Origin of the sequence: Novosphingobium sp. TH158, assembly GCF_002855555.1 — a bacterium.
GTDB lineage: Bacteria > Pseudomonadota > Alphaproteobacteria > Sphingomonadales > Sphingomonadaceae > Novosphingobium.
This window is the reverse complement of sequence record NZ_PKRT01000001.1, coordinates 964,580-989,391: the sequence shown is the minus strand read 5'-3', so window position 1 is coordinate 989,391 and position 24,812 is coordinate 964,580. Positions and strand designations below refer to the sequence as shown.

20 protein-coding genes are annotated in these 24,812 nt (G+C 66.1%); 12 read left to right on the top strand and 8 right to left on the bottom strand.

Annotation, left to right across the window (positions count from 1 at the left end):
• Positions 1 to 16: 16 nt before the first annotated feature.
• The 4 genes from C0V78_RS04855 to C0V78_RS04840 form a co-directional block, all read right to left on the bottom strand.
• On the bottom strand, positions 17 to 1,021 hold the full coding sequence (locus C0V78_RS04855; protein WP_101796689.1) for an NAD(P)-dependent alcohol dehydrogenase: 1,005 nt from the start codon (positions 1,019 to 1,021) through the stop codon (positions 17 to 19).
• Positions 1,022 to 1,144: 123 nt separating this feature from the next.
• A complete protein-coding gene (locus C0V78_RS04850) occupies positions 1,145 to 2,164 on the bottom strand; it encodes an acyl-CoA dehydrogenase family protein (protein WP_101796688.1) in 1,020 nt (339 codons plus the stop codon).
• Entirely contained in the window at positions 2,161 to 3,351 is a 1,191-nt protein-coding gene (locus C0V78_RS04845) for an acyl-CoA dehydrogenase family protein (protein ID WP_101796687.1), read from the bottom strand. The genes C0V78_RS04850 and C0V78_RS04845 overlap by 4 nt, the downstream gene beginning before the upstream one ends.
• A gap of 111 nt (positions 3,352 to 3,462) precedes the next feature.
• Entirely contained in the window at positions 3,463 to 3,777 is a 315-nt protein-coding gene (locus tag C0V78_RS04840) for a non-heme iron oxygenase ferredoxin subunit (protein ID WP_101796686.1), read from the bottom strand.
• Positions 3,778 to 3,925: 148 nt separating this feature from the next.
• On the opposite strand from C0V78_RS04840, the gene C0V78_RS04835 reads away from it, so the two are divergent.
• Positions 3,926 to 5,647 (top strand): FAD-dependent oxidoreductase, encoded by a 1,722-nt coding sequence (locus C0V78_RS04835; RefSeq protein ID WP_256385665.1) that lies wholly within the window; start codon positions 3,926 to 3,928, stop codon positions 5,645 to 5,647.
• A 12-nt stretch (positions 5,648 to 5,659) separates the two neighbouring features.
• Positions 5,660 to 6,436 (top strand): SDR family NAD(P)-dependent oxidoreductase, encoded by a 777-nt coding sequence (locus C0V78_RS04830; RefSeq protein WP_101796684.1) that lies wholly within the window; start codon positions 5,660 to 5,662, stop codon positions 6,434 to 6,436.
• 57 nt (positions 6,437 to 6,493) lie between these two features.
• On the opposite strand, the gene C0V78_RS04825 is transcribed toward C0V78_RS04830, so the two are convergent.
• Entirely contained in the window at positions 6,494 to 6,787 is a 294-nt protein-coding gene (locus C0V78_RS04825) for a hypothetical protein (protein ID WP_254049822.1), read from the bottom strand.
• A 209-nt stretch (positions 6,788 to 6,996) separates the two neighbouring features.
• On the opposite strand from C0V78_RS04825, the gene C0V78_RS04820 reads away from it, so the two are divergent.
• Positions 6,997 to 8,523 (top strand): phospholipase D-like domain-containing protein, encoded by a 1,527-nt coding sequence (locus tag C0V78_RS04820; protein WP_101796683.1) that lies wholly within the window; start codon positions 6,997 to 6,999, stop codon positions 8,521 to 8,523.
• Between the two features lie 13 nt (positions 8,524 to 8,536).
• The gene (folE, locus tag C0V78_RS04815) at positions 8,537 to 9,148 is read left to right on the top strand and encodes a GTP cyclohydrolase I FolE (RefSeq protein WP_101796682.1); all 612 of its coding nucleotides are present in this window, start codon (positions 8,537 to 8,539) and stop codon (positions 9,146 to 9,148) included.
• Positions 9,149 to 9,166: 18 nt separating this feature from the next.
• Here folE and C0V78_RS04810 read toward each other — a convergent pair whose 3' ends face one another.
• Genes C0V78_RS04810 through C0V78_RS04800 form a run of 3 tightly spaced genes read right to left on the bottom strand, consistent with a single transcriptional unit; the run spans position 9,167 to position 11,550 of the window.
• Positions 9,167 to 10,702: a DHA2 family efflux MFS transporter permease subunit gene (locus C0V78_RS04810; RefSeq protein ID WP_158241464.1), complete on the bottom strand. Its 1,536-nt coding sequence runs from the start codon at positions 10,700 to 10,702 to the stop codon at positions 9,167 to 9,169.
• A 4-nt stretch (positions 10,703 to 10,706) separates the two neighbouring features.
• Entirely contained in the window at positions 10,707 to 11,060 is a 354-nt protein-coding gene (locus C0V78_RS04805; RefSeq protein ID WP_101796680.1) for a DUF3147 family protein, read from the bottom strand.
• Positions 11,061 to 11,070: 10 nt separating this feature from the next.
• Complete coding sequence (locus tag C0V78_RS04800; RefSeq protein ID WP_101796679.1) at positions 11,071 to 11,550, bottom strand: peroxiredoxin; 480 nt, start codon at positions 11,548 to 11,550, stop codon at positions 11,071 to 11,073.
• Between the two features lie 190 nt (positions 11,551 to 11,740).
• Here C0V78_RS04800 and C0V78_RS04795 point away from each other — a divergent pair, with 190 nt between their 5' ends.
• The 8 genes from C0V78_RS04795 to addA all read left to right on the top strand — a co-directional run bounded on the left by C0V78_RS04795 (position 11,741) and on the right by addA (position 24,806).
• Positions 11,741 to 12,208, top strand: coding sequence for an S-adenosyl-L-homocysteine hydrolase (locus C0V78_RS04795; protein ID WP_101796678.1), 468 nt, complete (start codon positions 11,741 to 11,743; stop codon positions 12,206 to 12,208).
• Positions 12,209 to 12,320: 112 nt separating this feature from the next.
• The gene (gene ahcY, locus C0V78_RS04790; RefSeq protein ID WP_101796677.1) at positions 12,321 to 13,727 is read left to right on the top strand and encodes an adenosylhomocysteinase; all 1,407 of its coding nucleotides are present in this window, start codon (positions 12,321 to 12,323) and stop codon (positions 13,725 to 13,727) included.
• A gap of 78 nt (positions 13,728 to 13,805) precedes the next feature.
• Complete coding sequence (locus C0V78_RS04785) at positions 13,806 to 16,151, top strand: PAS domain-containing sensor histidine kinase (RefSeq protein ID WP_101796676.1); 2,346 nt, start codon at positions 13,806 to 13,808, stop codon at positions 16,149 to 16,151.
• Positions 16,148 to 16,597: a tRNA (adenosine(37)-N6)-threonylcarbamoyltransferase complex ATPase subunit type 1 TsaE gene (gene tsaE, locus C0V78_RS04780; protein ID WP_101796675.1), complete on the top strand. Its 450-nt coding sequence runs from the start codon at positions 16,148 to 16,150 to the stop codon at positions 16,595 to 16,597. Before C0V78_RS04785 ends, tsaE begins: the two co-directional genes overlap by 4 nt.
• A complete protein-coding gene (locus C0V78_RS04775) occupies positions 16,588 to 17,574 on the top strand; it encodes an aminoglycoside phosphotransferase family protein (RefSeq protein WP_101796674.1) in 987 nt (328 codons plus the stop codon). The genes tsaE and C0V78_RS04775 overlap by 10 nt, the downstream gene beginning before the upstream one ends.
• Positions 17,562 to 18,293 carry a nucleotidyltransferase family protein gene (locus C0V78_RS04770; RefSeq protein WP_371514419.1) on the top strand — a complete coding sequence of 244 codons (732 nt, stop codon included), beginning with the start codon at positions 17,562 to 17,564 and terminating at the stop codon, positions 18,291 to 18,293. The genes C0V78_RS04775 and C0V78_RS04770 overlap by 13 nt, the downstream gene beginning before the upstream one ends.
• Positions 18,283 to 21,306: a double-strand break repair protein AddB gene (gene addB / locus C0V78_RS04765; protein ID WP_101796672.1), complete on the top strand. Its 3,024-nt coding sequence runs from the start codon at positions 18,283 to 18,285 to the stop codon at positions 21,304 to 21,306. The genes C0V78_RS04770 and addB overlap by 11 nt, the downstream gene beginning before the upstream one ends.
• Complete coding sequence (gene addA, locus C0V78_RS04760; RefSeq protein ID WP_101796671.1) at positions 21,276 to 24,806, top strand: double-strand break repair helicase AddA; 3,531 nt, start codon at positions 21,276 to 21,278, stop codon at positions 24,804 to 24,806. The genes addB and addA overlap by 31 nt, the downstream gene beginning before the upstream one ends.
• Positions 24,807 to 24,812 lie beyond the last annotated feature (6 nt).

Sequence of the window (24,812 nt, the reverse complement as noted above, 5' to 3'; positions counted from 1 at the left end):
TGTTTCCAGATAGGCGTCAAAGCAGGTTGATGCCAACCTTTCCGAAAAACCGTCCGCTCTCGGCGTGGCGGAAGGCATCGCGGATCCGATCGAGATCGTAGACGACATCGACCACCGGCCGCACGCCATGCTTCACGCAGAAGGCGATCATGGCTTCGTGCTCATCGCGGTTGCCGACGTTGATCGGCACGATCCGCGCCTGGGTGCTGCCGATGCGCGCCCAGGAAAACTCGCTTTCCAGCATGCCGATGGCCGCGATCATGCCATCCGGGGCAAGCGTCTGGAGGTTGGCGTCAAGCTGCTTGGCCCCGGCCACGTCGACAACGATATGTACCCCGCCCGAGGCGGCGCGGGCCTTGGCCGCCCAGTCCGGATCGCTGCGGTAGTTGAGCACCACGTCCGCGCCCAGCGCCTTGCCACGCCGCAGCTTGGCATCGGAGGAGGAGGTGAGGATGACATGCGCCCCATGCGCCTTGGCGAACTGCATCGCCGCCAGGCTTACCCCGCCGGTGCCGTGGCAAAGCACCCATTCGCCGGGTTGCAGCGGCCGGTCGAGGAATAGGGCGTTCCAGGCCGTCAGCCCGGCGCAGGCGAAAGTGGCCGCCTCAAGATCGCCAAGCTCGTCAGGCACGTGGACTAGGCCTTCGGCGCTGAAATTGGCGAGTTGCCGGGCCACGCCATCGGCCATGCCGCCCAGCATGTCCATCGACGGTTCGCGGCCGTGCAGCCAGCTCTGCGCAAAGATCGGGCTGACGCGGTCGCCCGGTTTCACCCTGCTCACGCCTTCGCCCACTGCGGTAACGACGCCGGTGGCGCAGGACATGGGGATGCGCGGGCCGCCGCCGGTGATGCCGCCCATCGAGGGAATCAGCAGGCCCTTTGCAACGATCAGGTCGCGGAAATTGATCGTGGCGCAATGCAGCCGTACCTGCGCCTCTCCGGGGGCAGGCGGAGCAACGTCCACCGCCTTCACCGCGATCGCATCAATGCCTTCGCCTTCGGTAATATATGCCGCTTTCATCCACGCTCTCCTTGCCCGTGCAAGCCTGCGTGTCTGCATCGGCTTGTCAATGCGGCAGACAGACGCGGATCGCCCCGCACGCGCCTTGATCGCAGGCGCGGGGCAGGGCGACGGACCCGGCGATCAGGCGTAGGCGGCGAGAGCGGCCCGGCCGGTCACTTCCTGCAAACGGTCAAGGCTGCCGCACAGCTGCAGGTTCAGCATTGCCCGCTTCATGTAGTGGTGAACCGGATATTCCTGCGTCAGGCCGATGCCGCCGTGCAGCTGGATCGCGTCCTCCACGATAAGCCGGAAGGTATCGGTCGCATGACCCTTCATCGCGCCAAGTTCGACGACCGAAGCGGTATCGGCTGCGGCTGCGCGCGTTTCGAACAGCGCTTCGGCAACGGTCAGTGCGATCTTGAGATCGGCGCAGCGGTGCTTGAGCGCCTGGAACATTGCCAGCGGCCGGTCAAACTGCTTGCGCATCTTCAGGTATTCGACCGTCAGGTCGAAGGTGGCGGCTGCCCCACCAAGGCTGTCAGCCGCGACATAGAGCATTGCGCTGCGGGCGATCTCGTCGTGCAGCGCAGCGGCAGCTTCGCCATCGGCGACAAGCGTGGCAGCAGAAGCGGGGACGCCGGCAAGGACAAGGTCGAAGATCCGGCGGCTTTCGTCCCACAGGGGGCGTTCGACCAGGGTCACACCTTCCGCATCGAGGGGGATCAGGCGATAGCCATCATCGCTGCCGACCAGAACGGTGCTGGCCATGTCGGCTTCGAACAGGCCCGGGACCAGGCCGGAAAGCGAACCGTCCGGGGCCGCGCGCACAGAGCCGGGCAGCATGTTCAGCGGCACGTATTCCCCGCCGCAGATGCGTTCGACGAGCTGCGCCTTGCCATCGAAATCGGGCGCGCCGGCAATGCCGCGCAGCGCCAGCAGGGCCGGAACCAGCGGCGCGGTGCAAAGCACCTTGCCGAGTTCCTGGATGATCGCGGCCCCGGCGGCACGGCCAAGGCCCAGCCCGCCCAGGTCTTCCGGCAGGTCGACCAGCAGCCAGCCCATTTCCGAGGCCAACTGCCAGCTTTCCTCGCGGTTCGGCAGGATCGATCCGGCGGGAAAGGCCTTTGCCGCGGAATCGCGCAGTTCCGAAAGTTCGATCACAGTACCCACCCCTTCGGTTCGCGCGGCATTCCCAGCATGCGTTCGGCGATGATGTTGCGCTGCACTTCCTCGCTGCCGCCGGCGATGGTCCAGGCGTAGGAGTTCATGAAATCGGCCATCCAGTTGCCGGTGTTCAGGTCACCGAAGGTGATCGGTGCGCGGTATTGCTCGGCCATGCCGCCCAGGCGCACGCCCAGCAGCGAATAGGCGCGCAGCGCCCGGCTGTAGGCGTTCTTGACGATGGAGGCGTCGCCCACGCGCTCAATCCCGGCAATGCGGTTTTCGAGGAACCGGTCGGCCAGGGCCGAAGCGGCATCGACCTGCGTCACCAGCGCACCGAAATCGCGCAGGATGCCGCGATCTTCGGCGTGGCCATGCTCACGGATCAGTTCGGCAACGCGCGAAAGCGCACCGCGCATGCGGTTGGACAGTTCGAGCAGGGTCAGGCCGCGTTCGGACGCCAGCGTGGCCTGCGCCACGGCCCAGCCTGCACCCTCTTCGCCGACGCGCTGCGAAACCGGAACCTCGACGTTGTCGAGGAAGATTTCGGCGAATTCCTCGTCGCCCTGGATCTGTTCGATCGGGCGGACCGTGACGCCGGGGCTCTTCATGTCCATCAGCAGGTAGGTAATGCCGGCTTGCTTGGCACCTTCGGACGAGGTGCGCACCAGCAGCAGGCACATGTCGGCATATTGCGCCATGGTCGACCAGATCTTCTGGCCGTTGACCACATAGACATCGCCATCCGGGCGCGAGTCGCGTTCGGCCTTGCACTTGATCGCCGCAAGGTCGGATCCCGCGCCGGGCTCGGAAAAGCCCTGGCACCAGGTTTCACCCTTCAGGATGCCGGGCAGGTAGCGCGTCTTCTGCTCATCGTTCGCGCATTCATGCAGCGTGGCATAGGCGTGGTAGGTGGAAATGAAAGAGAGCAGCAGGCGCGGCGTGTCGGCCGCGGCCATTTCCTCGTAGATGACCTTCTGTTCGGCCAGGCTGCGCCCACCGCCCGGCCATTCCTTGGGCCAGTGCGGAATCGCATAGCCCGCCTCGACCAGCTTCAGGAACCATTGTTTCTGGCTGTCGGCAAAGGCCTTGTGATCGGTGATGTCACGCCAGCCTTGCGGCTTGTTGGCGGCGAGCCAGCTGCGCAGTTCGCTGCGCAGCGTGTCAGGGGATGCTTGGTCAGTCACGCCGTGCCTAATGCCTTGCCGCAGGCGCGGCGAAAAGAGCACTTTGGGGAATATCGCCCAAGCGACTCCCCTGCGGTATGGCCCGGGCAGGGAAGCGCGCCCGGCGGCGGATCAGATGGCGATTTCGATCGTGTCGCCCGCGATCCGCACCGGATAGGTCTTGATCGGCAGCGTCGCCGGCGGGTTCATCGCCTCGCCCGTTTCCAGATCGAAACGCGCGCCGTGGATCGGGCAGGCGATCCAGCCGCCGCGCATCCGTCCGCATTCGAGCCGTTCTTCGGCATGGCTGCAGATGTTGCTGACGGCAAAGACGCGCTCGCCATTGTGGCACAGCAGCACTTCCTGCCCGTTCAGGGTCACGGCCTTCTTCGCGCCGGGGGGCAGGTCCGCCACACTGGCGGCAGGGATATAGGCAGGTTCGCTCATCGGTGTCCGGCTTTGGCTTCGAAACGGGGCTCGCGCAATGCGTGGTTGCTGGCAGGCGCGCGCGCAAGCAATTTGTCCTGCCGCGGCGGTCATTTCGCCGGGGCGAGGCGCGGGGAATAAGGCTGGACGCAAAGCCGGGGAGAATGGCGTGTCAGTTGGCGAGACTTTCGATGTCGTGGTGGTGGGATCCGGCGCGGCAGGAGGCATGGCCGCCCTGCGCTCTGCCGAGCAGGGACTCTCGGTGCTGATTGTCGAGAAGGCCTGCAAGTTCGGCGGCACCAGCGCGACCTCGGGCGGCGTGATGTGGATCCCCAACCACGGGCTGGGCGAGGGGGACGACAGCCGCGAGCAGGTGATGGATTACCTTGCCAGCGTCACTTCCGGGCCGGTCAATCCGGAGAAGCTGGCTGCCTATGTCGACCAGGCCCCCCGCATGGCGCACTACCTGAAAGAGAGCGGGGTGGAGCTGATGGTTTCGCCCTGGCCGGATTACTTTCCCGACAAGCCCGGTGCGCGGTCCGACCGTTCGCTGATCGTGCCGACCTATGACGGCCGGCGGCTTGGCGATAATCGCTATCCGCTGATGCGAGAGCAGTTCAACCGCTTCAAGCTGTTTCACCGCTATTCGATGGATCTTGTTGAAACCTTTGCCCTGATGATGCAGCAGAAGGGCTGGCGCAGGGTCGCAGCGAACATCATCCGCCGCTACTGGATGGATCGCGGCACGCGCAGGGTGAGCGCACGGGACCGGCGCTTCACACAGGGCGCAGCGCTGATGGGCGCCACCTATGAGGCGGTGTTCAGGGCCGGGGTGGAGCTTCGCACCGAAACCCGGCTGGAAAACCTGGTCATCGATCCCTCGGGCGCTGTCAGCGGGGTGGAGGTATCGAACTTCGGGCGGCATTACACGATCCATGCGCGGCACGGCGTTGTCCTGGCTGCCGGCGGGTTCGAATGGAACCAGGAACTGCGCGACCGCTTCTTCCCCGTTCCCGGGCTGACGCGGCATTCCTCTTCGCCCGAGGACGGCAACCGCGGCGAAGCGCTGATCGCGGCGGAAAAGCTGGGCGCGGATGTCGAGCATGTGGGCGAGGGCTGGTGGATCCCCACCATGACGCTGCCGATGCCCAAGGCATCCAATTTCCACGAGATCCACCAGGCGGCCTTCGATGTCGGCCGCCCCTGGTCGGTCTGCGTCAACCGCAATGGCGTGCGCTTTGTCGACGAGGCGACAGGCTATGACAGCTTCGGGCAGGCCATGGTGGACGATCACCTGAAGACCGGTGCGAACTGCCCGTGCTGGCTGGTTTTCGATGCCAAGTTCCGTGCCAAGTTCAGCGCCGGCGGTCTGATGCCCTGGGCCCATACGCCCGAGCACAAGGTGCCTGCCGACTGGTGGGACCATTACATCTTCCGTGCCGATACGATCGAGGAACTCGCCCGCAAGATCCATGTCCCGGTCGATGCGCTCAGCAAGACCGTCAGCAACATGAACGCCTATGCGCGCAGCGGGGTCGATCCGGAATTCGGGCGCGGCGGCAATATCTATGACCAGTTCTTTGGCGATCCCACCGTCACGCCCAATCCCAACCTTGGGCCGATCGACAAGCCGCCGTTCTACGCCGTGCCGATCAACAACGGCGACCTTGGCACCAAGGGCGGCCTGCGGACCGACGCCCGCGCGCGGGTGATCGATGTGAAGGGCAAGCCGATCGAGGGGCTTTATGCTGCCGGCAACTGCGCGGGAAATCCCTTCGGCGACTGCTATCCCGGGGCCGGCGGCACCATCGGCCCGGCCATGACCTTCGGCTTCATCGCCGCCAACGACATTGCCGAGCGCTCGGGCAACCAGCGCCACGGCCGGACCTGAGGGGAGACAGACGTGACCACAGGCAAGGTAGCCATCGTCACCGGCGCAGCAGGCGGAATTGGCGAGGCCATCGTCCGCAGGCTGGGGGAAAGCGGCTTCCGGGTGCTGGGCACCGGGCGCAATGCGGCAAAGTTGCAGGCGCTGGAGGATTCACTGGGCGCTGCGGTGGACTTTGCCTTCCACGCCGCAGACATCACCGCCGATGAGGCGCCGAGGGCCATTGTTAATGCAGCAATCGCAGCTTTCGGCAGGCTGGACGTGCTGGTGAACAATGCCGGATCGTTCAACTTCGGCCCGGTCCATGCGACGACCGACGCGATGCTCGATGAAGTGCTGGGCATATCGCTGCGCGCGCCGTTCCGTCTCTGCCGCGAGGCGCTGGCGCAGATGGGAGAAGGCGGCTCCATCGTGTTCATCGGGTCCACCTGGGGGCTGTACGGCACTCCGGGCGGCGGCGCCTATTCCACGGTCAAGGCCGGGCAGATCGGGCTGATGCAGACCATGGCAGCGGAATACGGGCCAAGGGGCGTGCGGTCCAATTACGTCGCGCCCACCGTGGTCCGCACCGAGATGACCGATGCTTACTGGGATCTCGATTTCTTCCGCCGCACCAACCACGAACTGACGCCGTTGCAGCGGGAATGCTCGACGCAGGATGTGGCCAACATGGTGGCCTTCCTGGCCGGTGAGGAGGCCGCCATGGTCAACGGCCAGACCATTGCCGTCGATGGCGGCATCTCCGCCACGCGCTATCTTGCGCCCGAGGCGATCGGCGCGGAACGCAGATAGCAGAACGCCCGGCTTGCCGTGGGGCAGGCCGGGCGCTTTGCTGGCGCTGCGGAGCGCTTACTTCTTGGCGGGAAGCTTCGCGAGATCGGCGTCGATCTTGGCGAGCAGTTCATCGCTGAACTGGTCGGGTGCGAAGCCCTGGACCTGCTTCAGCGTCATGCCGCGGGCCATGTCGATCTGGGCGTTGCCGGCCATGCCCGGCAGGTGCTTTTCGAGAATGGCCTTGGCGGCGGGATCGTCAAGCAGCGTGCCGATGCTGGTTTCCGCAGTGGTATAGGCAGCCGCTTCGGCGGCCATGGCGGGTACCGAAGCCGAGGCGAGCAGGCCGGCGATCATGATGGTGCGAAGCATGGGGGACTTTCCTCTCTGATGGAGCGCGCCGGGTGCCGGTCACGCGGTGAAGATGGGCTGGTGGGCCGCTAAACCAGTTCAAAATCTGATCTATTCTGGATCAGACATTGCCCCGCTTTTGTCAAGCAATTGTCCTGACCAATCAACCTGCTTGCGAAACGGCCGGGCGCACCCGATGTAGGAGGCTGCTTGCGGGAGATGTCCGGGCCATGACCAGCGCCGGAAACCAGGATGCAGACATGGCGCAAGGGGTTGCCCCCGGCACCTGGCGTTTCGCCATGGCGCAGCGCGCGCATGTGGTGATCGACGCGGCAGCCTATTTCACGGTCATGCAGGATGCCATGCTGCAGGCGCGCCAGCGCATCCACCTGATCGGCTGGGATTTCGACACGCGTGTCAGGTTGGGGCCGGGCAGGCGCTGGTGGAACAGGCCGGACCGCACGGTCCAGCCGGCGCGGCTGGGGGCCTTCGTCGTCTGGCTGGTCAACCGCCGTCGCGGGCTGCAGGTCCGCGTGCTGAAATGGAATTTCGGCGCGTTCAAGTTCATTTTCCGCGGGTCGATGGTGCTGGACCTGATCCGCTGGTGGGCGCACCCGGCGATCGATTTCAAGTTCGATTCCGCCCATCCGCTGGGGTGCAGCCATCACCAGAAGATCGTTGTGATCGATGACCGGTTCGCTGTTTGCGGCGGCATCGACATGACCACCCAGCGCTGGGACACGCCCGAACATATCGAGGAGGACCCCCGGCGCATGGGGCCCCGGCGCAAGCCTTACGGGCCGTGGCATGACATTACCCTGCTGGTCGAGGGCGATGCCGCCGCCAGCCTTGGCGAGCTGGGCCGGATGCGCTGGAGCCGCGCCGGCGGCGGGGAGATGGAACCCTGCCTGCCTCAGCACGAAAGCCCCTGGCCGAAAAAGCTGCGCGCCGAATTCCGCGACGTCGAACTGGGCATCGCGCGCACCCAGGCGGCATGGGCGGGGACGCCCGAGATCACCGAGATCGAGCACCTGTTCGCCGAGCACATCCGTCGGGCCCGGCGGTTCATCTATGCCGAAAGCCAGTACTTCGCCTCGCGCAAGGTGGCCGAGGCGCTGGCCGAGCGGCTGTCGCAGCCGGACCCGCCCGAGGTGGTGCTGATCAACCCCAAGAGCGCGGACGGGTGGCTTGAGCAGACGGCGATGGACGGGGCACGGGTGCGGTTGCTCCATGCGATTGCCGAGCGTGATCCGCAAAACCGGTTCCGTATCTTCATCCCCGTCACCACGGCAGGCACGCCGATCTACGTCCATTCGAAGCTGATGATCGTTGATGACGAGATCCTGCGGATCGGTTCGGCGAACATGAACAACCGTTCGATGGGCCTCGATACCGAAGCAGACGTATTCATCGACTGTGCGCGGCCCGCCAACGACCGCGATGAAGTGCGCAGCGCCATTCGCCGCATCCGGCACCGGCTGATTGCCGAACATTGCGGCATGGAGCCCGAGCATATCGGGCGCCTGGTGGAGAAACATGGCTCCATGACCGCGATGATCGAGGCCCGCATCGACGACGCCGAGGCGAAAAAGGGTAAGCGGCTTGAACGTTTTCACTTGCGGCCCTTGAGCGAAACCGAAAAAGCGATCGCCGATACGGCGCTTCTCGATCCCGAAAGGCCGGGAGAGCTGTTTGAACCCATCGGCCACCGGCGTGGCCTGTTCCGGCTGGGCAGCCTGCTGCGCCGGCCGAAGTGAGGAGAAGTGCCCCATGGCCTGCGGCCACGACCACGACGAAGCCTTTGACGAAAACGGCAAGCTGATCGTCCCCGACGAGGTGCAGGAGGCGATCCGCACGCTGATCCGCTGGTCGGGCGATGATCCGCAGCGCGAGGGCCTGCTCGATACTCCGGCGCGCGTTGCCCGCGCGTGGAAGGAATATTGCCAGGGCTATGGCGAAGATCCGGCCCGGCACCTGTCGCGCCAGTTCGAGGAAGTGGGCGGCTATAACGAACTGGTGCTGCTGAAGGACATTCCCTTCCAGTCGCACTGCGAACACCACATGGCACCGATCACCGGCAAGGCGGCCATCGCCTATCTGCCGCGCGACCGCGTTGTCGGCATTTCCAAGCTCGCCCGCGTGCTGCACGGCTTTGCCCAGCGCCTGCAGATCCAGGAGCGCCTGACGGCAGAGGTTGCCCAGTGTATCTGGGACAACCTGCAGCCGCATGGCGTTGCCGTGGTGATCGAGGCGCAGCACGGCTGCATGACCGGGCGCGGCGTGAAGACTCCGGGCGTCGGCATGGTCACCAGCCGCCTGCTCGGCTCGTTCCTCGAAGATTCGCGCAGCCGCAAGGAAGTGCTGAGCCTGATGGGCTATTAAGCCCGGCTTCGCTGCCGTTCAGTCGATCAGGATCGGGCCGGTATGCGCCGGCCCGGTATCCGCGCGCTTCTGCTTCATCATCAGGCAGATGACGATCATCGACAGCGATAGTACGAACATCAGCTGGTAGGTGTGATGGTAGGCCAGCATCATCGCCTGCCGCCCGACTTGCCCCATCTGCGCTGCAACATCGAGCGGGGCGGTGAAGTCCACCTCGCCATGTCGCCAGCCGACCACCGGATTTTCCGGGCGGACATTCTCCGAAAGGCGGGCCTGCGATGCCGCAAGGTCGCGCAGGGTCATGGTCTGGATCATCGAGATGCCCACCGCGCCGCCAAGGTTCCGCATCAGCGCAGTCAGCGTCGCGCCTTCGTTCTTGTACTTCTCGGGCAGGGTGGTGAACACCAGCAGCATCAGCGGCAGGAAGATCAGCCCTGATCCCAGGCCCTGCACGAAGGATACCAGCGCCAGTGTTGTGCTGTCGGTTTCCAGGCTTACGCCGCTAAGCACCCAGAAACCGGCGACGACACCGCTCAGGCCTGTAATCATCAGGATGCGCGCGTCGACCTTGCCGACGAGCTGCCCGGCGATCATCACCGTGATGATGTTGCCGATGGCGCGCGGCAGGGAGACCAGGCCGGTCAGCATCACCGGATAGCCGAACAGCTGCTGCATCATGGTGGTGATGATGGGAATGGCGCCGACCATGAAGATGCCGATCCCCGCCATGATCGCGGTCCCCAGGGCAAAGTTCCAGTCGCGGAAGATGTCCGGCTTGATGAAGGGATCCTTGGTGGTGAGGATGTGGACCACCGCGAAGTAGCCGAACAGCAGGGCAATCGCGCCTTCGATCGCCACTTCGGTGGAAGAGAACCAGTCCAGCAACTGGCCGCGATCGAGCATCAGCTGGAAGGCGGTAAGGGCGATGGATACATAGATGAAGCCGCGCATGTCGAACCGCACGTCGCGCGGCTTGTCATGATCGGCGGCAAAGATCGTGAAGCCCAGCAGCGCCAGTATCCCGATCGGCACGTTGATCAGGAAGATCCAGCGCCAGGAAATGTATTCGATCAGCCATGCCCCCAGCGTCGGGCCCATCATCGGGCCTAGCAGGGTGCCGATGCCGAAAGCCGATATCGCGGTACCGTGCTTTTCCGGCGGCCAGATGTCGATCAGCAGCACCTGGCTCAGCGGCACGAGGCTTGCCCCGGCGGCGCCCTGGATGAAGCGGAACAGGGTGAGAAGCTCGAGATTCGGGGCAAGGCCGCAGCCCAGCGAACTGAGCGTGAAGAAGAACACCGAGGCGCGCATGGTGCGGATGCGGCCGAAGCGATCGGCCAGCCATCCGGCCAGCGGCGTCATCACGGCGGCGGCAATCAGGTAGCTGGTCAGCACCCAGGTGATCTGTTCGGGGCTGGCGGCAAGGTTGGACTGGATGCGGGTCAGCGCGATTGTCGCGATGGTCGAATCGAGCGTGACGAGGATGACCGAGGAGAGCGCGGCGATGGTTATCAGCAGGGCTGTCTTCGGGTCGGGGTAGCTGTGCTGGACCATTGACTCATACCGGCCAACCCCAACGGCGGCCGATCCAGCCCAAGAGCACATAGCCGGCAATGGCAAGCAGGGCTCCGGCAATCACCGCAGGTACGATGCCCGCTCCCCGGCGGAGCAGCAGCGCCATGGCAACGAAGGCGGGCAGCGATGCGATGACGTAAAGCGTCGATCCCATAAGGAAATCCGCGGCGCGCGCCGGGTCCGGGCTGTCGCGCCACAGCCAGAGCAGCGCGAGCATCGAGGTGAGCGGCAACGAGGCGACAAGGCCGCCCCATCCGGGATTGCGCCGCGCCACCTCGGAGGCAGCTGCCACGATCAGGCCGGAAACCACGGCCTTGATTGCCAGCTGTCCCCACATGGCAACAGCCTCAGAGCTGTTCGAGCATGTGCTCGGCCGAGCTCACCTTGAACTCGCCCGGGCCTTCGACGTTCAGCTGTTCGACCACGCCATCGTTGACGATGGCCGACCAGCGGCTGCCGCGCTGGCCAAGGCCGAATCCCGAACCGTCCATGGTCAGGCCAAGTGCCTGCGCGAAATCGCCATTGCCGTCAGCCAGCATGGTGACTTCCGGGCCACCATCGCGCGCAGCCCAGGCGCCCATGACGAAGGCATCGTTCACCGCGGTGCAGGCGATCTCGTCGATGCCCTTGGCCTTCAGTTCGGCGGCCTTTTCCACGAAGCCCGGCAGGTGCTTGGCCGAGCAGGTGGGGGTGAAAGCACCCGGAACCGAGAACAGGGCAACCTTGCGGCCCTTGAAGTAGTCACCGGTCTGGACCGGCTCGGGGCCTTCGGCTCCGACCTTGGTGAGCTTCACGTCGGGAAGGGTTTCGCCTTGTGCGATGGTCATGTCGCTAGTCCTCTCGAAAAGGGGCCGGAATTGGCCGTAACGCGAATGCAATAGGACGGGTTGCGAGTGAATCGCAACATGCCATTCGTGGTAAATTCCGCTTTACCGCGCTCTTTCAACGCCGGGTAAACCCGATGGGCGACCATGCTTTCTCCGGGACGGAACCACTGCTTTGAGGGAGTACGGGGTCATGCAATCGATATGGAAGAAGGCGGCATTGTGCCTGGCAGCCGGGGGGCTGGTCATGGGTACGCCATCACAGGCAGCCGGCAGCGGAGATGCGGAAAAACTGCGGCGCCTGAACATCATGCTGATGGTCACGGGATTGCGCTGCCGCATGGGGGCGGACAATTTCCAGGCCGATTTCCAGGCCTTTGAGGCGGCGCACATGGATACGCTGAACGATGCCGCCACCCAGCTGCGCGACGGGATGGTCGGGCGCTACGGCATTACCGGGGCGAACCGCGCGCTTGACCGGATGAGCACTGCCATGGCCAACCAGTACGGGCAGGGGCACCCGTGGCTTGGCTGCGCGGACCTGAAGATCGTGGCGAAAAGCCTGGCGAAGATGCGCGGGCCCGATGCCCTGGTGGAAGCGGCCGACCAGCTGCTTTCCAGCGAAGGCAGCAGCGCGCAACTCGCCTGGGCGCGCCGCTGAGGCATTATACATATAAAGACATCTTTATATTCCTGAAGCGAGCGGCTAAGGGCGGGTCCATTAAATGGCACCGCCCTTTGCTGTCGGCGCCCCGCATTCAGGAGATGACCCAGTGTCCAGCGCCCAGAACGACTATGTGATCGCCGACATCGGCCTTGCCGACTTCGGCCGCGCGGAAATCGCGATTGCCGAAACCGAAATGCCCGGCCTGATGGCGCTGCGCGAGGAATTCGGCCCGACCCAGCCGCTCAAGGGTGCGCGCATCACCGGCTCGCTGCACATGACCATCCAGACCGCCGTGCTGATCGAAACGCTGGTCGCACTGGGTGCGGACGTGCGCTGGGCCACCTGCAACATCTATTCGACGCAGGATCACGCCGCCGCCGCCATCGCCGCGCGCGGCATCCCCGTGTTCGCGGTGAAGGGCGAAAGCCTTGCCGAATACTGGGACTATGTCGGCTCGATCTTTGACTGGGACGATGGCACCGGCCGCACCGCCAACATGATCCTCGACGATGGCGGCGATGCCACCATGTTCGCGCTGTGGGGCGCGCGCGTCGAGGCGGGCGAGACGCTGTTCGAGCCGACCAACGAGGAAGAGGTCGAGTTCTGCCGCGCGCTCAAGGAATTTCTGGCCCGCAAGCCCGGCTATCTCACCATGTCGGTCGCCCATATCAAGGGCGTTTCGGAAGAGACCACCACCGGCGTCCATCGCCTTTACCAGATCGCCAAGGACGGAAAGCTGCCGTTCCCGGCGATCAACGTGAACGATTCGGTCACCAAGTCGAAGTTCGACAACCTCTATGGCTGCAAGGAATCGCTGGTCGATGCGATCCGCCGCGCCACCGACGTGATGCTCGCCGGCAAGGTCGCCTGCGTTGCCGGCTTCGGCGATGTCGGCAAGGGCTCGGCCGCTTCGCTGCGCCAGGGCGGCGCCCGCGTGATGGTTACCGAGATCGACCCGATCTGCGCCCTGCAGGCCGCCATGGAAGGCTATGAAGTCGTCACCATGGAAGAGGCCGTGCAGCGCTGCGACATCTTCGTCACCGCCACCGGCAACGAAGGCGTGATCACCGTCGATCACATGCGCGCGATGAAGCCGATGTCGATCGTCTGCAATATCGGCCACTTCGACAGCGAGATCCAGGTCGCCGGCCTGCAGAACTTCAAGTGGACCGAAGTGAAGCCGGGCACCGATCTTGTCGAATTCCCGGACGGCAAGCAGATCATCATGCTTGCCAAGGGCCGCCTGGTGAACCTGGGCTGCGCCACCGGCCACCCCAGCTTCGTCATGTCCTCCAGCTTCACCAACCAGACGCTGGCGCAGATCGAACTGTTCACCAAGAGCGCGCAGTACAAGAACGAAGTCTACGTGCTGCCCAAGCACCTCGATGAAAAGGTGGCGGCGCTGCACCTCGAAAAGCTGGGCGTGAAGCTTACCCGGCTCAGCCAGAAGCAGGCCGATTACATCGGCGTGCCGGTGAGCGGTCCGTTCAAGCCGGATCACTACCGCTACTGATCCGGCCGCAAGGTCAAATCACAGCTTTGGATGCCCGCCCGGTTGTAATCGCCGCGCGGGCATCTTAGCGATGGAGCCATGGTGCTCAATCCGACCGCGCTGGTGCTGATCGGACTGCTGCTGGCGGCATGGACGCTGGCGGCGGCCTGGGCGGTGCTGGCGGCGCGCCGGCGGCTGAAGCGGGCCGAGGCCGGGCAGCGCGGCGCGCGGCGACTTGCCAAAATGGTTGAGGAAAGCCCGGCCATCCCGCTGCTGGTCCGCACCGATGGGCGGATCGAAGCTGCGCCGAAACTGGCCTCCTGGCTGGGCATCGATGCCGTGCCGCAGTTCCTCACAGAACTGTCGCAGGACGGTGCGGGCCTTACCACCGAAACCCTGCAGGCGCTCAACGACGCGGTTCTGCGCACGCAGAAGACGGGCGCGCCATTCCGCCTTGTCGCGACACCGCAAGGTTCGATGCGCAGCCTGGCCCTGCGCGGTGTGCTGGCTGACCCGCAGGTTTCTCCCGGCGGCGCGGCGCTGGTGTGGATCTTCGACTTTTCCGAAAGCGAAAGCGAGCTGGTCCAGCTGCGCACTGAAGCAACCCGAGCGCGGGAGGATTTTGCCGCGCTGGTGGGCCTGATCGAAGCCGCGCCGATGCCCATGTGGTTCCGATCGCGCGAAGGCCGGCTGCGGCTGGTCAACCGCGCCTACGTGGCAGCGGTGGGCGGCGAGGATGCCGCCGAGGTTGCCGAGGCGGGAACCGAACTGGTCGAGGCGGTTGACGGGCTGAGCGCGGCGCAGGTGGCGCTCCAGGCCTTGCAGCGCAAGCGTCCGATCGAACGCATGGTTGCCGCAACGATCGGCGGGCAGCGGCGCGCGCTCAAGGTTTCCGACCTGCCGCTGGGTGAGGATGGTGTGGCCGGCTATGCCGTCGATGTCGAGGAGATGGAGGAGCTGTCCCGCTCCTTCGATGCCTTCCGCCGGGCGCAGCGCTCGCTGCTCGATCAGCTTTCGGCAGGCGTGGCCCAGTTCGATGCGCGCCATAACCTGACCTTCGCCAACCAGCCCTTCCAGCGCATCTTCGGCCTCAAGCCCACCGTCCTGCTCGATCCGCCGCCGTTCGAGCGGCTGCTGGACATGGCGCACGATGGCGGCAGGGTTCCCGAAGCACGTGATTTTCCCGCCTGGCGCAAGGAGAAGGCGGGCTGGTTCCACGCCGGGGAAGCGCAGGAAGAAGCCTGGCCCCTGGCAGATGGAACGCACCTGCGCGTGGTTGCCCATCCGATGCCGGACGGAGGCCTGCTGCTGATCGTCGAGGACCGCACCGAACAGCTCCAGCTTTCCTCGGCGCGCGACACGCTGCTGCGCACCCGCACCGCCACATTCGACAGCCTGTTCGAATCGATTGCCGTGTTCCAGCCCGACGGCCGCATGCAGCAATGGAACCGCCGCTTCGCCGCCGACTGGGGGCTGGACAGCGAATTCCTTGATACCCACCCCAAGATCGAGGTCCTGCTCGAACGCATCGGCGCACGGCTGAAGAAGCCGGTTCAGGCCAAGGCCGTGGGCGAGGTGGTTCGCGCCGCGACGCTCGATCGCCGCCAGACGAGCGGGCGCGTCCAGATCGCCGATGGACGGACGCTGGAATATGCCGGCGTGCCGCTGCCCGATGGCAATGGCCTGCTGACCGTGCTGGACATCACCGACAGCCAGAAGGCCGAGGAAGCCCTGCGCGAACGCAATGCCGCACTGCTTGAGGCCGATGCGGTGAAAACGCGTTTCCTGGCCTCCATGTCCTATGAATTCCGCAATCCGCTGAATGCCATCGGCGGCTTTGCCGAGCTGCTGCAGGCCGGGATCGGCGGCGAATTGAACGAGCAGGGCCGCGAATATGTCGGCGATATCCTCGATTCGGTTGCCCGGCTGGGCGACCAGATCGAATCAGTGCTCGACCTGTCGCAAAGCGAGGCCGGGCTGCTGCCGCTGGCCATGGAGGAGATCGACCTGCTGCCCTTCGTTACCCGGGTGGTGGAGGAACGGGCCGAGAAGCTGCGGCAGGGCGGGCTCTCGCTTGATCTGCGCGGCGACAAGGGCGCCGGACGGGTGCAGGGGGATCGCCGCCGCCTTGGCCGGGCGATCGGCCACCTGCTCGACAATGCCATTTCCGCCACGCCCAAGGGCGGGCGCATTCTCGTCGAACTGTCGCGCCTCAGGAACGGTCATGCCCGCGTTGTCATATCGGACAACGGACCGGGCATGGATTCCGCCGCGCTTGCCCGCGCCCTGGGCGGGGTGAAGGTCGGCCCGCAGGGTGCCGTTCTGGAGCGCCGGCAGGGCCTTGGCCTGCCGCTTGCCCGCCAGCTCATCGCGGCGCACGGCGGCAGCCTGGAACTGATCTCCGAGCCCGGACAGGGCACGGCGGCGCTGGTCGAACTGCCTTGAACATCGCGCTGCCAGACCTTGCCGCGATGCAGCGGCTTGGCGCTTCGATTGCCGAAGCCCTGCGGCCCGGCGATGTCGTGGCGCTTTCCGGCGGGCTGGGTGCGGGCAAGACCACGCTGGCCCGGGCTATCATCGCCGCCCTTGGCCATGGGGGCGAGGTGCCTTCGCCCAGCTTTGCCATTATCGAGACCTACGATCCGCCGGCGGTGCGCCTGCCGCTGGTCCATGCCGATTTCTACCGGCTGGACGATCCGCGCGAGGTGGAAGAACTGGGGCTGGACGATTACCGCCAGGGTGCGGCCCTGATCGCCGAATGGCCGGAACATGCGGGCGGCTTCGGGCGTGAATCCGCCTGTCTTTCCATCATGTTGGAATCTGCGGAAATGGGGCGGGTTGCCATTGTAAGTCCCGGGCCGGATTGGCTAGGGCGGCTGTCATGGACGTGACCCTGCCCGAAGGCCTCGATGCCTTCCTCGCCGCTGCCGGCTGGCCGAATGCCGTGGTTGAACCGTTGCCGGGCGATGCCTCCTTCCGGCGTTATTTCCGCATCCGCCGGGGCGAGGAGACGGCGATGCTGATGGATGCTCCGCCGCCGAACGAGGATCCCGGTCCGTTCCTGCGCGCTGCGCGCTGGCTCGATCACAACGGCATGCGCGCGCCGCGCATCCTTCACGCCGAGCCCGAGCGCGGGCTGGTGTTGCTGGAAGACTTCGGCACAGTCCGCATGCGCGACTATCTTGATGACTGGCCGGCGGACGAGGAAGAGGTCTACGCCGGCGCGGTCGATGCGCTGAAGGATCTGCACCGCCTGCCGCCGGGGCCGTTCCTTGACTATGGCCTGGCCGAGTACCAGCGCGAGGCGCAATTGCTGGTTGACTGGTACGTGCCTGCGCGCAACCTCTATGTCGACAGCCGCGGCTATGCGGGGGCCTGGGAAGAGGTTCTGCGCCCGCTGCTGCCCAACCAGCGCCCCGGTGTAACGGTGCTGCGCGATTACCATGCCGAGAACATCATGCTTCTGGGCAACCTTGCCGATCAGGGCCTGCTCGATTTCCAGGACGCGCTGATTGGTCACCCGGCTTACGACCTCGTATCGCTGTTGCAGGATGCGCGGCGCGACGTTTCCGCCGAACTCGAAGCCAAGATGCTGGAACGCTACCTTGCCGACCATTCCGGCAAGCGCGAGGATTTCCTGGCTGACTATGCCCGCCTCGGCGCGCAGCGGAATGCCAAGATCGTCGGCATTTTCGTTCGGCTGTGGAAGCGCGACGGCAAGCCGCGCTATCTTTCGCTGATCCCGCGCGTCTGGGCGCTTCTCGAACGTGACCTGAAGCACCCCGCGCTCGGTCCCGTGGCACGGTGGTTCGAGGCCAATATCCCGGCAGACCTGCGCGAGGCGCTGGGCGGCGAATGGCAGGTATGAAAGCCGTGCCGGAAACGGCGATGATCATGGCCGCGGGCAAGGGCACGCGGATGATGCCGCTGACCAAGGACCGCCCGAAGCCGCTGGTGCGCGTTGCCGGGACGACCCTGCTCGATCACGTGCTGGTCCACCTGCGCAATGCCGGGGTCGGCCGGATCGTCGTCAACGTCCACTACATGGCCGACCAGATCGAGGCGCACCTGGCCGCCCACGCCGGCGATTTCGCGGTGACCGTTTCGGATGAGCGCGCCCTGCTGCTCGATACCGGGGGCGGGCTTGTCCAGGCCAGGGACATGATCGCGGGCGATCCCTTTATTTGCGTCAACGCCGATAACTGGTGGACTGACAGCGGCGACAATGCCTTTCGCCGCATGGCAGACATGTGGGACGGCGATCGCATGGACGTGCTCATGCTGGTGGTGCCTTTCGAGCGGGCCGGCAACACGCAGGGGACCGGCGATTTCGATCTCGACGAGCAGGGCCGCCTCTCGCGCGAGGGCGGCAAGCGGGCGCGTCCCTATGTCTGGACCGGGGTGCAGATGCTGTCCAAGCGCCTGATCGTCGATGCGCCCGAAGCCGTGTTCTCGACCAACGTGTTCTGGGACCGGGCGATCGCCGCGGGTCGGTGTTTCGGGCTGGTCCACGAAGGCCAGTGGTTCGATGTCGGCTATCCCGAGGCCATCGGCATGACCGAGGCGGCGCTTGGCTATGGCGGCTGAGGCACAGGCGGCGGACCGGGCGGATGGCGGCCACGGCCCAAAGGTTTATTCCATCGCAGCCCATCGCGGCTTTGCCGATGCGCTCGTCGCCGGCCTGTTGCCGCGTTATGGCGAGGGTGACCTTGGCCTTGCCCGGCTGACCCTGCTGCTGCCCAGCCAGCGCGCCATCCGCACCGTGACCGAGGCCTTTGTCCGCCTTTCGGGCGAGCAGGACCGGCGCGGCCTGCTGCTGCCGCGCATGGCGGCAGTGGGCGATCTCGATATCGATGAAACGCTCGGGCCCCTGCTCGATCCGCTGGGCGCGGGGGACGAGATCGATCCCGCCGTGGAGCCAAGCCATCGCTGGCTGCGGCTGGCGCAGATCCTTGCCGATGAACTGGGTGAACGCGCGCCCAAGGGGCCGGCCCTGCTGCGTCAGGCTTTCGAACTGGGGCGCACGATGGATCGCCTGCTGGTCGAGGGCATTGGCCCTGAAGAGCTGCTGGCGCCGCGGGTGATCGAAGTGGTCGGCGAACTGGCCGAACACTGGCGGCAGTCGACGCTGACCTTTGCCCGCGTCCAGGCGCGGTGGCTTGCCGAACTGAACGCTGCGGGCCGGCTCGATGCCCCGGCGCGGCGCAATCGCCTGTTCGACCATGCAGCGCAGCGCTGGCGCGATCTGCCGCCGGCAACGCCGATCGTGGCCGCTGGCGTGACGAGCGCCTCGCCTTCGCTCGCGCGCTTGCTGCGGGTGGTGAGCGAACTGCCGCGCGGGGCGGTGATCCTGCCCGATCTTGATCTCTCGCTCGATGCCGAAACGTGGGATGCGCTTGGGCGGGCCGGTGTGGGCGACGCACCGGGCGATGCCCCCTTTGCGCCCGATGATACGGTGACGCATCCGCAATACCACCTCAAGCTGCTGCTCAATCGCATGGGCGTGCAGCGCGGGGAAGTGCAGCCCTGGCACCGTGCGGGCATGGCGGCGGCCCCGCCGGAACGCAGCAAGGCCATCTCCAACCTGTTCCTGCCGCCGGCCGCTTCGGCCCGCTGGGTCAGCCTTGCGGCAGACCAGCGGCGGCTGGCCGGCGTGCAGCTGATGGTCAGCGATCATCCGGGGCATGAGGCCCAGGCCATCGCCCTGCGCATCCGCGAGGCGCTGGAGACCGCGGAAAAACGCGTTGCCTTCATCACGCCGGACCGGGCGCTGGCCGCGCGGGTGATCGCCCATCTTGGCCGCTGGCAGATCGATGCCGACGATACGGCGGGTGAGCCGCTGCCGCTGACCCCGGCGGGCCGGCTGTTCCTGCAACTGGCCGAAGTGGCGGCAAACGATGCCGCGCCGGTTCCGCTGCTCGCCCTGCTGGGCCACCCCTATGCTGGCGAGGCCTATGGCCGCGCTGACTGGCTTGATCATGTCCGCGCGCTTGACCTTGCCCTGCGCGGGCCAAGGCCGGGGCCGGGGCTTGCGCCGCTGCGGGCGCTGGTGGAACGGCGCGAGGCGCATGACAAGGGCATCGCCGGCTGGTGGAGCGCGGTCGAGGCCTTGCTGTCGCCGCTGCTTGATGGCGGGGACGAACTGTCGCTCGCCGGCGTGCTCGATGCCATGATCGAGGCAGGCGAAGCGATCAGCGGCGGGCGCATCTGGGGCGAGGCCGATGGACGCTCTCTCTCGGCCTTTGTCGAAGATCTGCGCGATGCTGCGCGGGCGAATGGGACGCGCATCGAACGCGAAGGCCTTGCCACCGCGCTGCGCGACGCCATGGAGCGGATTGCCGTTCGCAAGCCCTGGGGCGGGCACCCGCGCGTAGCCGTCTATGGCCTGATCGAAGCCCGCATGAGCCGCGCCGACCTCGTCATCTGCGGCGGGCTGACCGAGGGCACCTGGCCGGCATCGCCGTCGCCCGATGCCCTGCTGGCCCCGCCCGTGCTGCGCGCACTTGGCGTTCCCGGCGCGGATTTTCGCATCGGACTTGCCGCGCACGACCTTGCCGCCGCACTCGGCGCGCCGGAAGTGGTCCTGAGCTATGCCCGGCGCGATGCTGCCGGACCGGCAATCCCTTCGCGCTTTGTCCTGCGCGTGCGGGCCATGTTGGGGGCGGACCTGCTGGAGCGCCATCTCGATACCCGCACCCCGGACCTTGCCCGGCGGCTGACTGAGCCTGCCTCCACCCCGCCGCACCCGCGCCCGCAGCCCATGCCTTCCGCTGCGCAACGCGACGTGCCGATCGCCGTGACCGGGCTCGACCGGCTGCGCGGCGATCCCTACCAGTTTTTTGCCAGCGACATCCTGCGGCTGCGTTCGCTTGACGCGCTGGATGCAGAACCCACGGCGGCCTGGAAGGGAACGGCGGTCCACGCGATCCTTGAACGCTGGCACAAGCAGGGCGGATCGCTGCTCGCCATTGCCGATGAAGAGCTGGCAAAGATGAGCGCCCATCCTCTGGTGCGCGGGCTGTGGTGGCCGCGGCTCATTGCCGGGCTCGAATGGATCGAGGCCCGGATTGCCGCGCAATCGGCGGAAGGGCGCCGTGTGCTGGCCAGCGAGGTCAAGGGGCACATCACCTTCAAGGGCGTGAAGATCAAGGGCCGTGCCGACCGGATCGACGCCCTGGCCGATGGCACGCTGGCCGTGGTCGATTACAAGACGGGCGGCGCGCCTTCGGGATCGATGGTGCAGAACGGCTTTGCCCTCCAGCTCGGCCTGATCGGCCTCATGGCGCGGGACGGCGCGTTTGAAGGCGTGGCCGGAGAACCGACCCGCTTCGAATACTGGTCGCTGCAAAAGGACAAGGGCAGCGCCAATGGCTTCGGCGTAATGTCTGAGCCCGTTCTCGAAGGCCGGAAGAAGTCCGGCATCCCGCGCGAGGACTTCCTGCCGGAAACCGAGCGGTTCCTGACCGATGCCATCGATCGCTGGATCAAGGGCAGCGAACCCTTCACCGCCCGGCTCAACCCCGCCGTGCCGGGCTATGCCGATTACGACCAGCTGATGCGGCTGGATGAATGGCAGGGCCGCGAGGAGGGCGGGAAGTGAGCAAGGTTTTCCCGCTGGTCGGCAACCAGATGCGGGCGGTCGATCCCGCCGACACGGTCTGGCTTTCCGCCTCGGCCGGCACCGGCAAGACGCAGGTGCTTTCGGCGCGTGTGCTGCGCCTGCTGTTGCAGGAGGATGTCAGCCCTTCGCAATTGCTGTGCCTGACCTTCACCAAGGCGGGCGCGGCGGAAATGGCCGTGCGTGTCAACGAGGTGCTGGCAGACTGGGTGCGGATGCCGGACACGGACCTGTTCAAGGAACTCGGCAATATCGGCGCGCCCTGCGATCCGGCATCGCGCGACCGGGCGCGCACGCTGTTCGCCTCGGTGCTCGATTGCCCGGGCGGCGGGCTCAGGATCGATACGATTCACGCCTTTTCGCAATGGTTGCTGGCCGGCTTTCCCGAGGAGGCCGGACTTTCCCCCGGCACCCGCCCGATGGAAGACCGGGACCGCCTGCTGCTGCTGCGCGAAGTCCTTTCGCGCCTGCTGATCGAGGCGGAGGAGCGCGGCGACGATGCGTTCCTCGATGCCCTCGCCACGCTGGCGATCCGCATGAAGGGCAGCGAGGATGTGGAACGCTTTCTCCTGCGCTGCGCCTCTGCCCGTTCGGCATGGTTCGGGCCGGGATCGTGGGAAGTGGGAGACCTGCGCCCCCGCGTGCTGCGCCTGCTGGGGCTGGACGAGGATGCCAGCGAGGAAAAGCTGGCGGACCTGTGCAGTGACGAGGCTTTCGATGTTGAATCGCTGCGCGCCTGCGCCCGAATCCTTGGTGGCTGGAAGTCAAAGACCGGGCAGGACGGAGCGACCGGCATCGCTACCTGGCTGCCTCGATCACCTTCTGCGCGCTACGAGACGCTGGAGGACATGGCGGGTCTTATCCTTAACAAGGATGGATCGCCCAAACAGCTTGCCAACATCTGCAAGCAGGACCCGGACTATGCCGATTACATCGTGCGCGTGGCCTCCTCGATTGCCGCGATCCGAGAGCAACGCACTTTGCTCGCTGTGGCCGATTACCTCATCCCCGCGCTCACGCTCGGGCGCGCCTTTTCCCATGCCTGGGAAGAGGCAAAGACGCGCGAAGGGCTGATCGATTTCGACGACCAGATCCGCCGCGCCGCCGACCTGCTCAACCGCCAGGATGTGGCTGACTGGATTCGCTACAAGCTGGACCGCCGCTTCGACCACGTGCTGATCGACGAGGCGCAGGATACCAACGCCGCGCAATGGGAAATCATCGATGCGCTGACCGGGGATTTCTTCTCTGGCCTTGGCCAGCATGGCGACCGGATGCGAACCCTGTTCGTGGTCGGCGATTACAAGCAGGCGATCTTCCGGTTCCAGGGCACCAGTCCGGAAAACTTCGAACGCGCGAAGGAGCGCGTCCGCCGATACCTTGAAGGCGCGGCGGGCAATGTGGTCAGCCTGAGGGATCCCCGCGAGGTGCGCGAATTGAAAGACCTGGGGCTCGGCCAGTCGTTCCGCACGGCCAGGCCCATCCTGGAATTCGTCGATCGCGCCATCGCGCATATCGGGCATGACCGCTTCGGGCTCAAGGACCTGCCCGAGGAGCATGTCGGCCAGGATCGCAATGGGATCGTCACGCTCTGGCAGCCGGTCGGCATGGAAAGCAGCGATGCCGAAGAGCCCGACTTTGCCAATGACAATGGCGATGCGGACGAGGGCGAGGAGACCTGGCTTGCCCGGCCCGACCGCCAGCTGGCAGACCGGATCGCGCGGCAGGTGAAGTCCTGGCTGCGCGATGGCTTCCCGCTTGAGAAGGGTGGCAAGCGCCGCGCGCAGGCGGGTGATGTCATGGTTCTGGTGCGCAAGCGCAAGGAACTTGCCGGGCTGATCGTGGCGCGGCTCCATGCCGCCGGCGTGCCGGTGGCCGGCGTTGACCGGCTGCGGCTTGGCGCGCCGCTGGCGGTGAAGGACCTTGTCGCCGCGCTGCGCTTTGCCGTGCAGCCGCTCGATGACCTGAACCTTGCCGCGCTTCTCGTCTCGCCGCTGGTGGGCTGGAGCCAGGAGCAGCTTCTGGAGCACGGCTATCGCGATGATGGTGTGCGGCTGTGGCGACACCTGCGTGTCTCGCGCGATCCCGGCGTACAGGCGGCGGTTTCGCAATTGCTGCAATTGCTGAACAGGGCGGACTACGAAACGCCGCAGGCCCTGCTGCAATGGCTGCTGGTTGGCCCTTGGGCGGCGCGCGAACGGCTGGTCGCGCGGCTGGGGCGCGAGGCGAATGATCCGATCGACGAACTGGTCAATGCGGCGCATGCCTATTCGATGACCGACGTGCCCAGCCTTGTCGGCTTTCTCCACTGGTTCGATGCCGGCGATGGCGAACTGAAGCGCGAGGCCGAAGGCGCTGGGGGGCTGGTGCGGGTGATGACCGTCCATGGCTCGAAAGGCCTGCAGGCGCCCATCGTGATCCTGGCCGATGCTGCCGATAATCCGGCAAGGGGCATGGGGACGCCGCTCGAGCTATCGGATCCGCTGGGCGAGGCTTCCGGCGGCCTGATCCAGCCGCCGCGCATTCCCTTGCCGCCGCTGCGCAAGGAGGAAAAGCTTGGTCGCCTGCTCGATGAAGAGACCAGGGCCAAGGCCGAGGAGATGGAGGAACACTGGCGGCTGCTCTATGTCGCCATGACCCGCGCGGAAGAGGCGCTGTTCGTAACCGGTGCCCTGGGATCGCGCGAGGATGCTCCCGCTGAGGACAGCTGGTATGCCCGGCTGGCCGAGGTGATGGGCGATGCCTGCGAATATGCGGACGATATCTGGCACAAGCGGCGCGAATTCGGCAGCCTGCCCGCCATGCCGCCGGAAACAGGCACCATTGCGCAGATCTGCGAGCTGTCCCTGCTTCCGCCCTGGGCCGAACGGCCCGCCGCAGCCGAGCCGCGCCCGCCGCGTCCGCTGGCGCCGAGTTCGCTGGGCGAGGAAACGGCCGCCGATCCGCCGTGGCCTCCGGGCAGCGGCATCGATGCTGCGCGGCGCGGGGTGCTGATCCACAAGCTCCTGGAACGCCTGCCCGAACTCGCCGAGGCCGACCGCGAGCCTGCCGCCCTGCGCTGGCTGGCCCGCCATGCCGCAGACCTCGATGAGGCACTGCGCCGGGAAATGGCGGGCGCGGCCACGGGCGTGCTGGCGAATGCGGACTGGGCTGGTCTGTTCGCGCCGGATGCGCTTGCCGAAGTGCCGATTGCCGCGCTGGTGGGCGATCAGGTCGTGGCCGGAACCATTGACCGCCTGCTCGTCGAGCCGGAGCGCCTGCGGCTGGTCGATTTCAAGACCGCCCGCCGCCCGCCACGCTCGCTTGAGGAAGTGCCGCGCGCAATCGTGCGCCAGATGGCGGCCTATGCGGCCGCACTGGAGGTTTCGTTCCCCGGTCGCCGGGTCGAGGCGGCATTGCTCTACACTGCGGTGCCGATGCTGATCGAGCTTCCGGCAGAGCTGCTTGAACGGCACAAGCCGGGCTTGTCCACGGTCGAGTAATCCTTT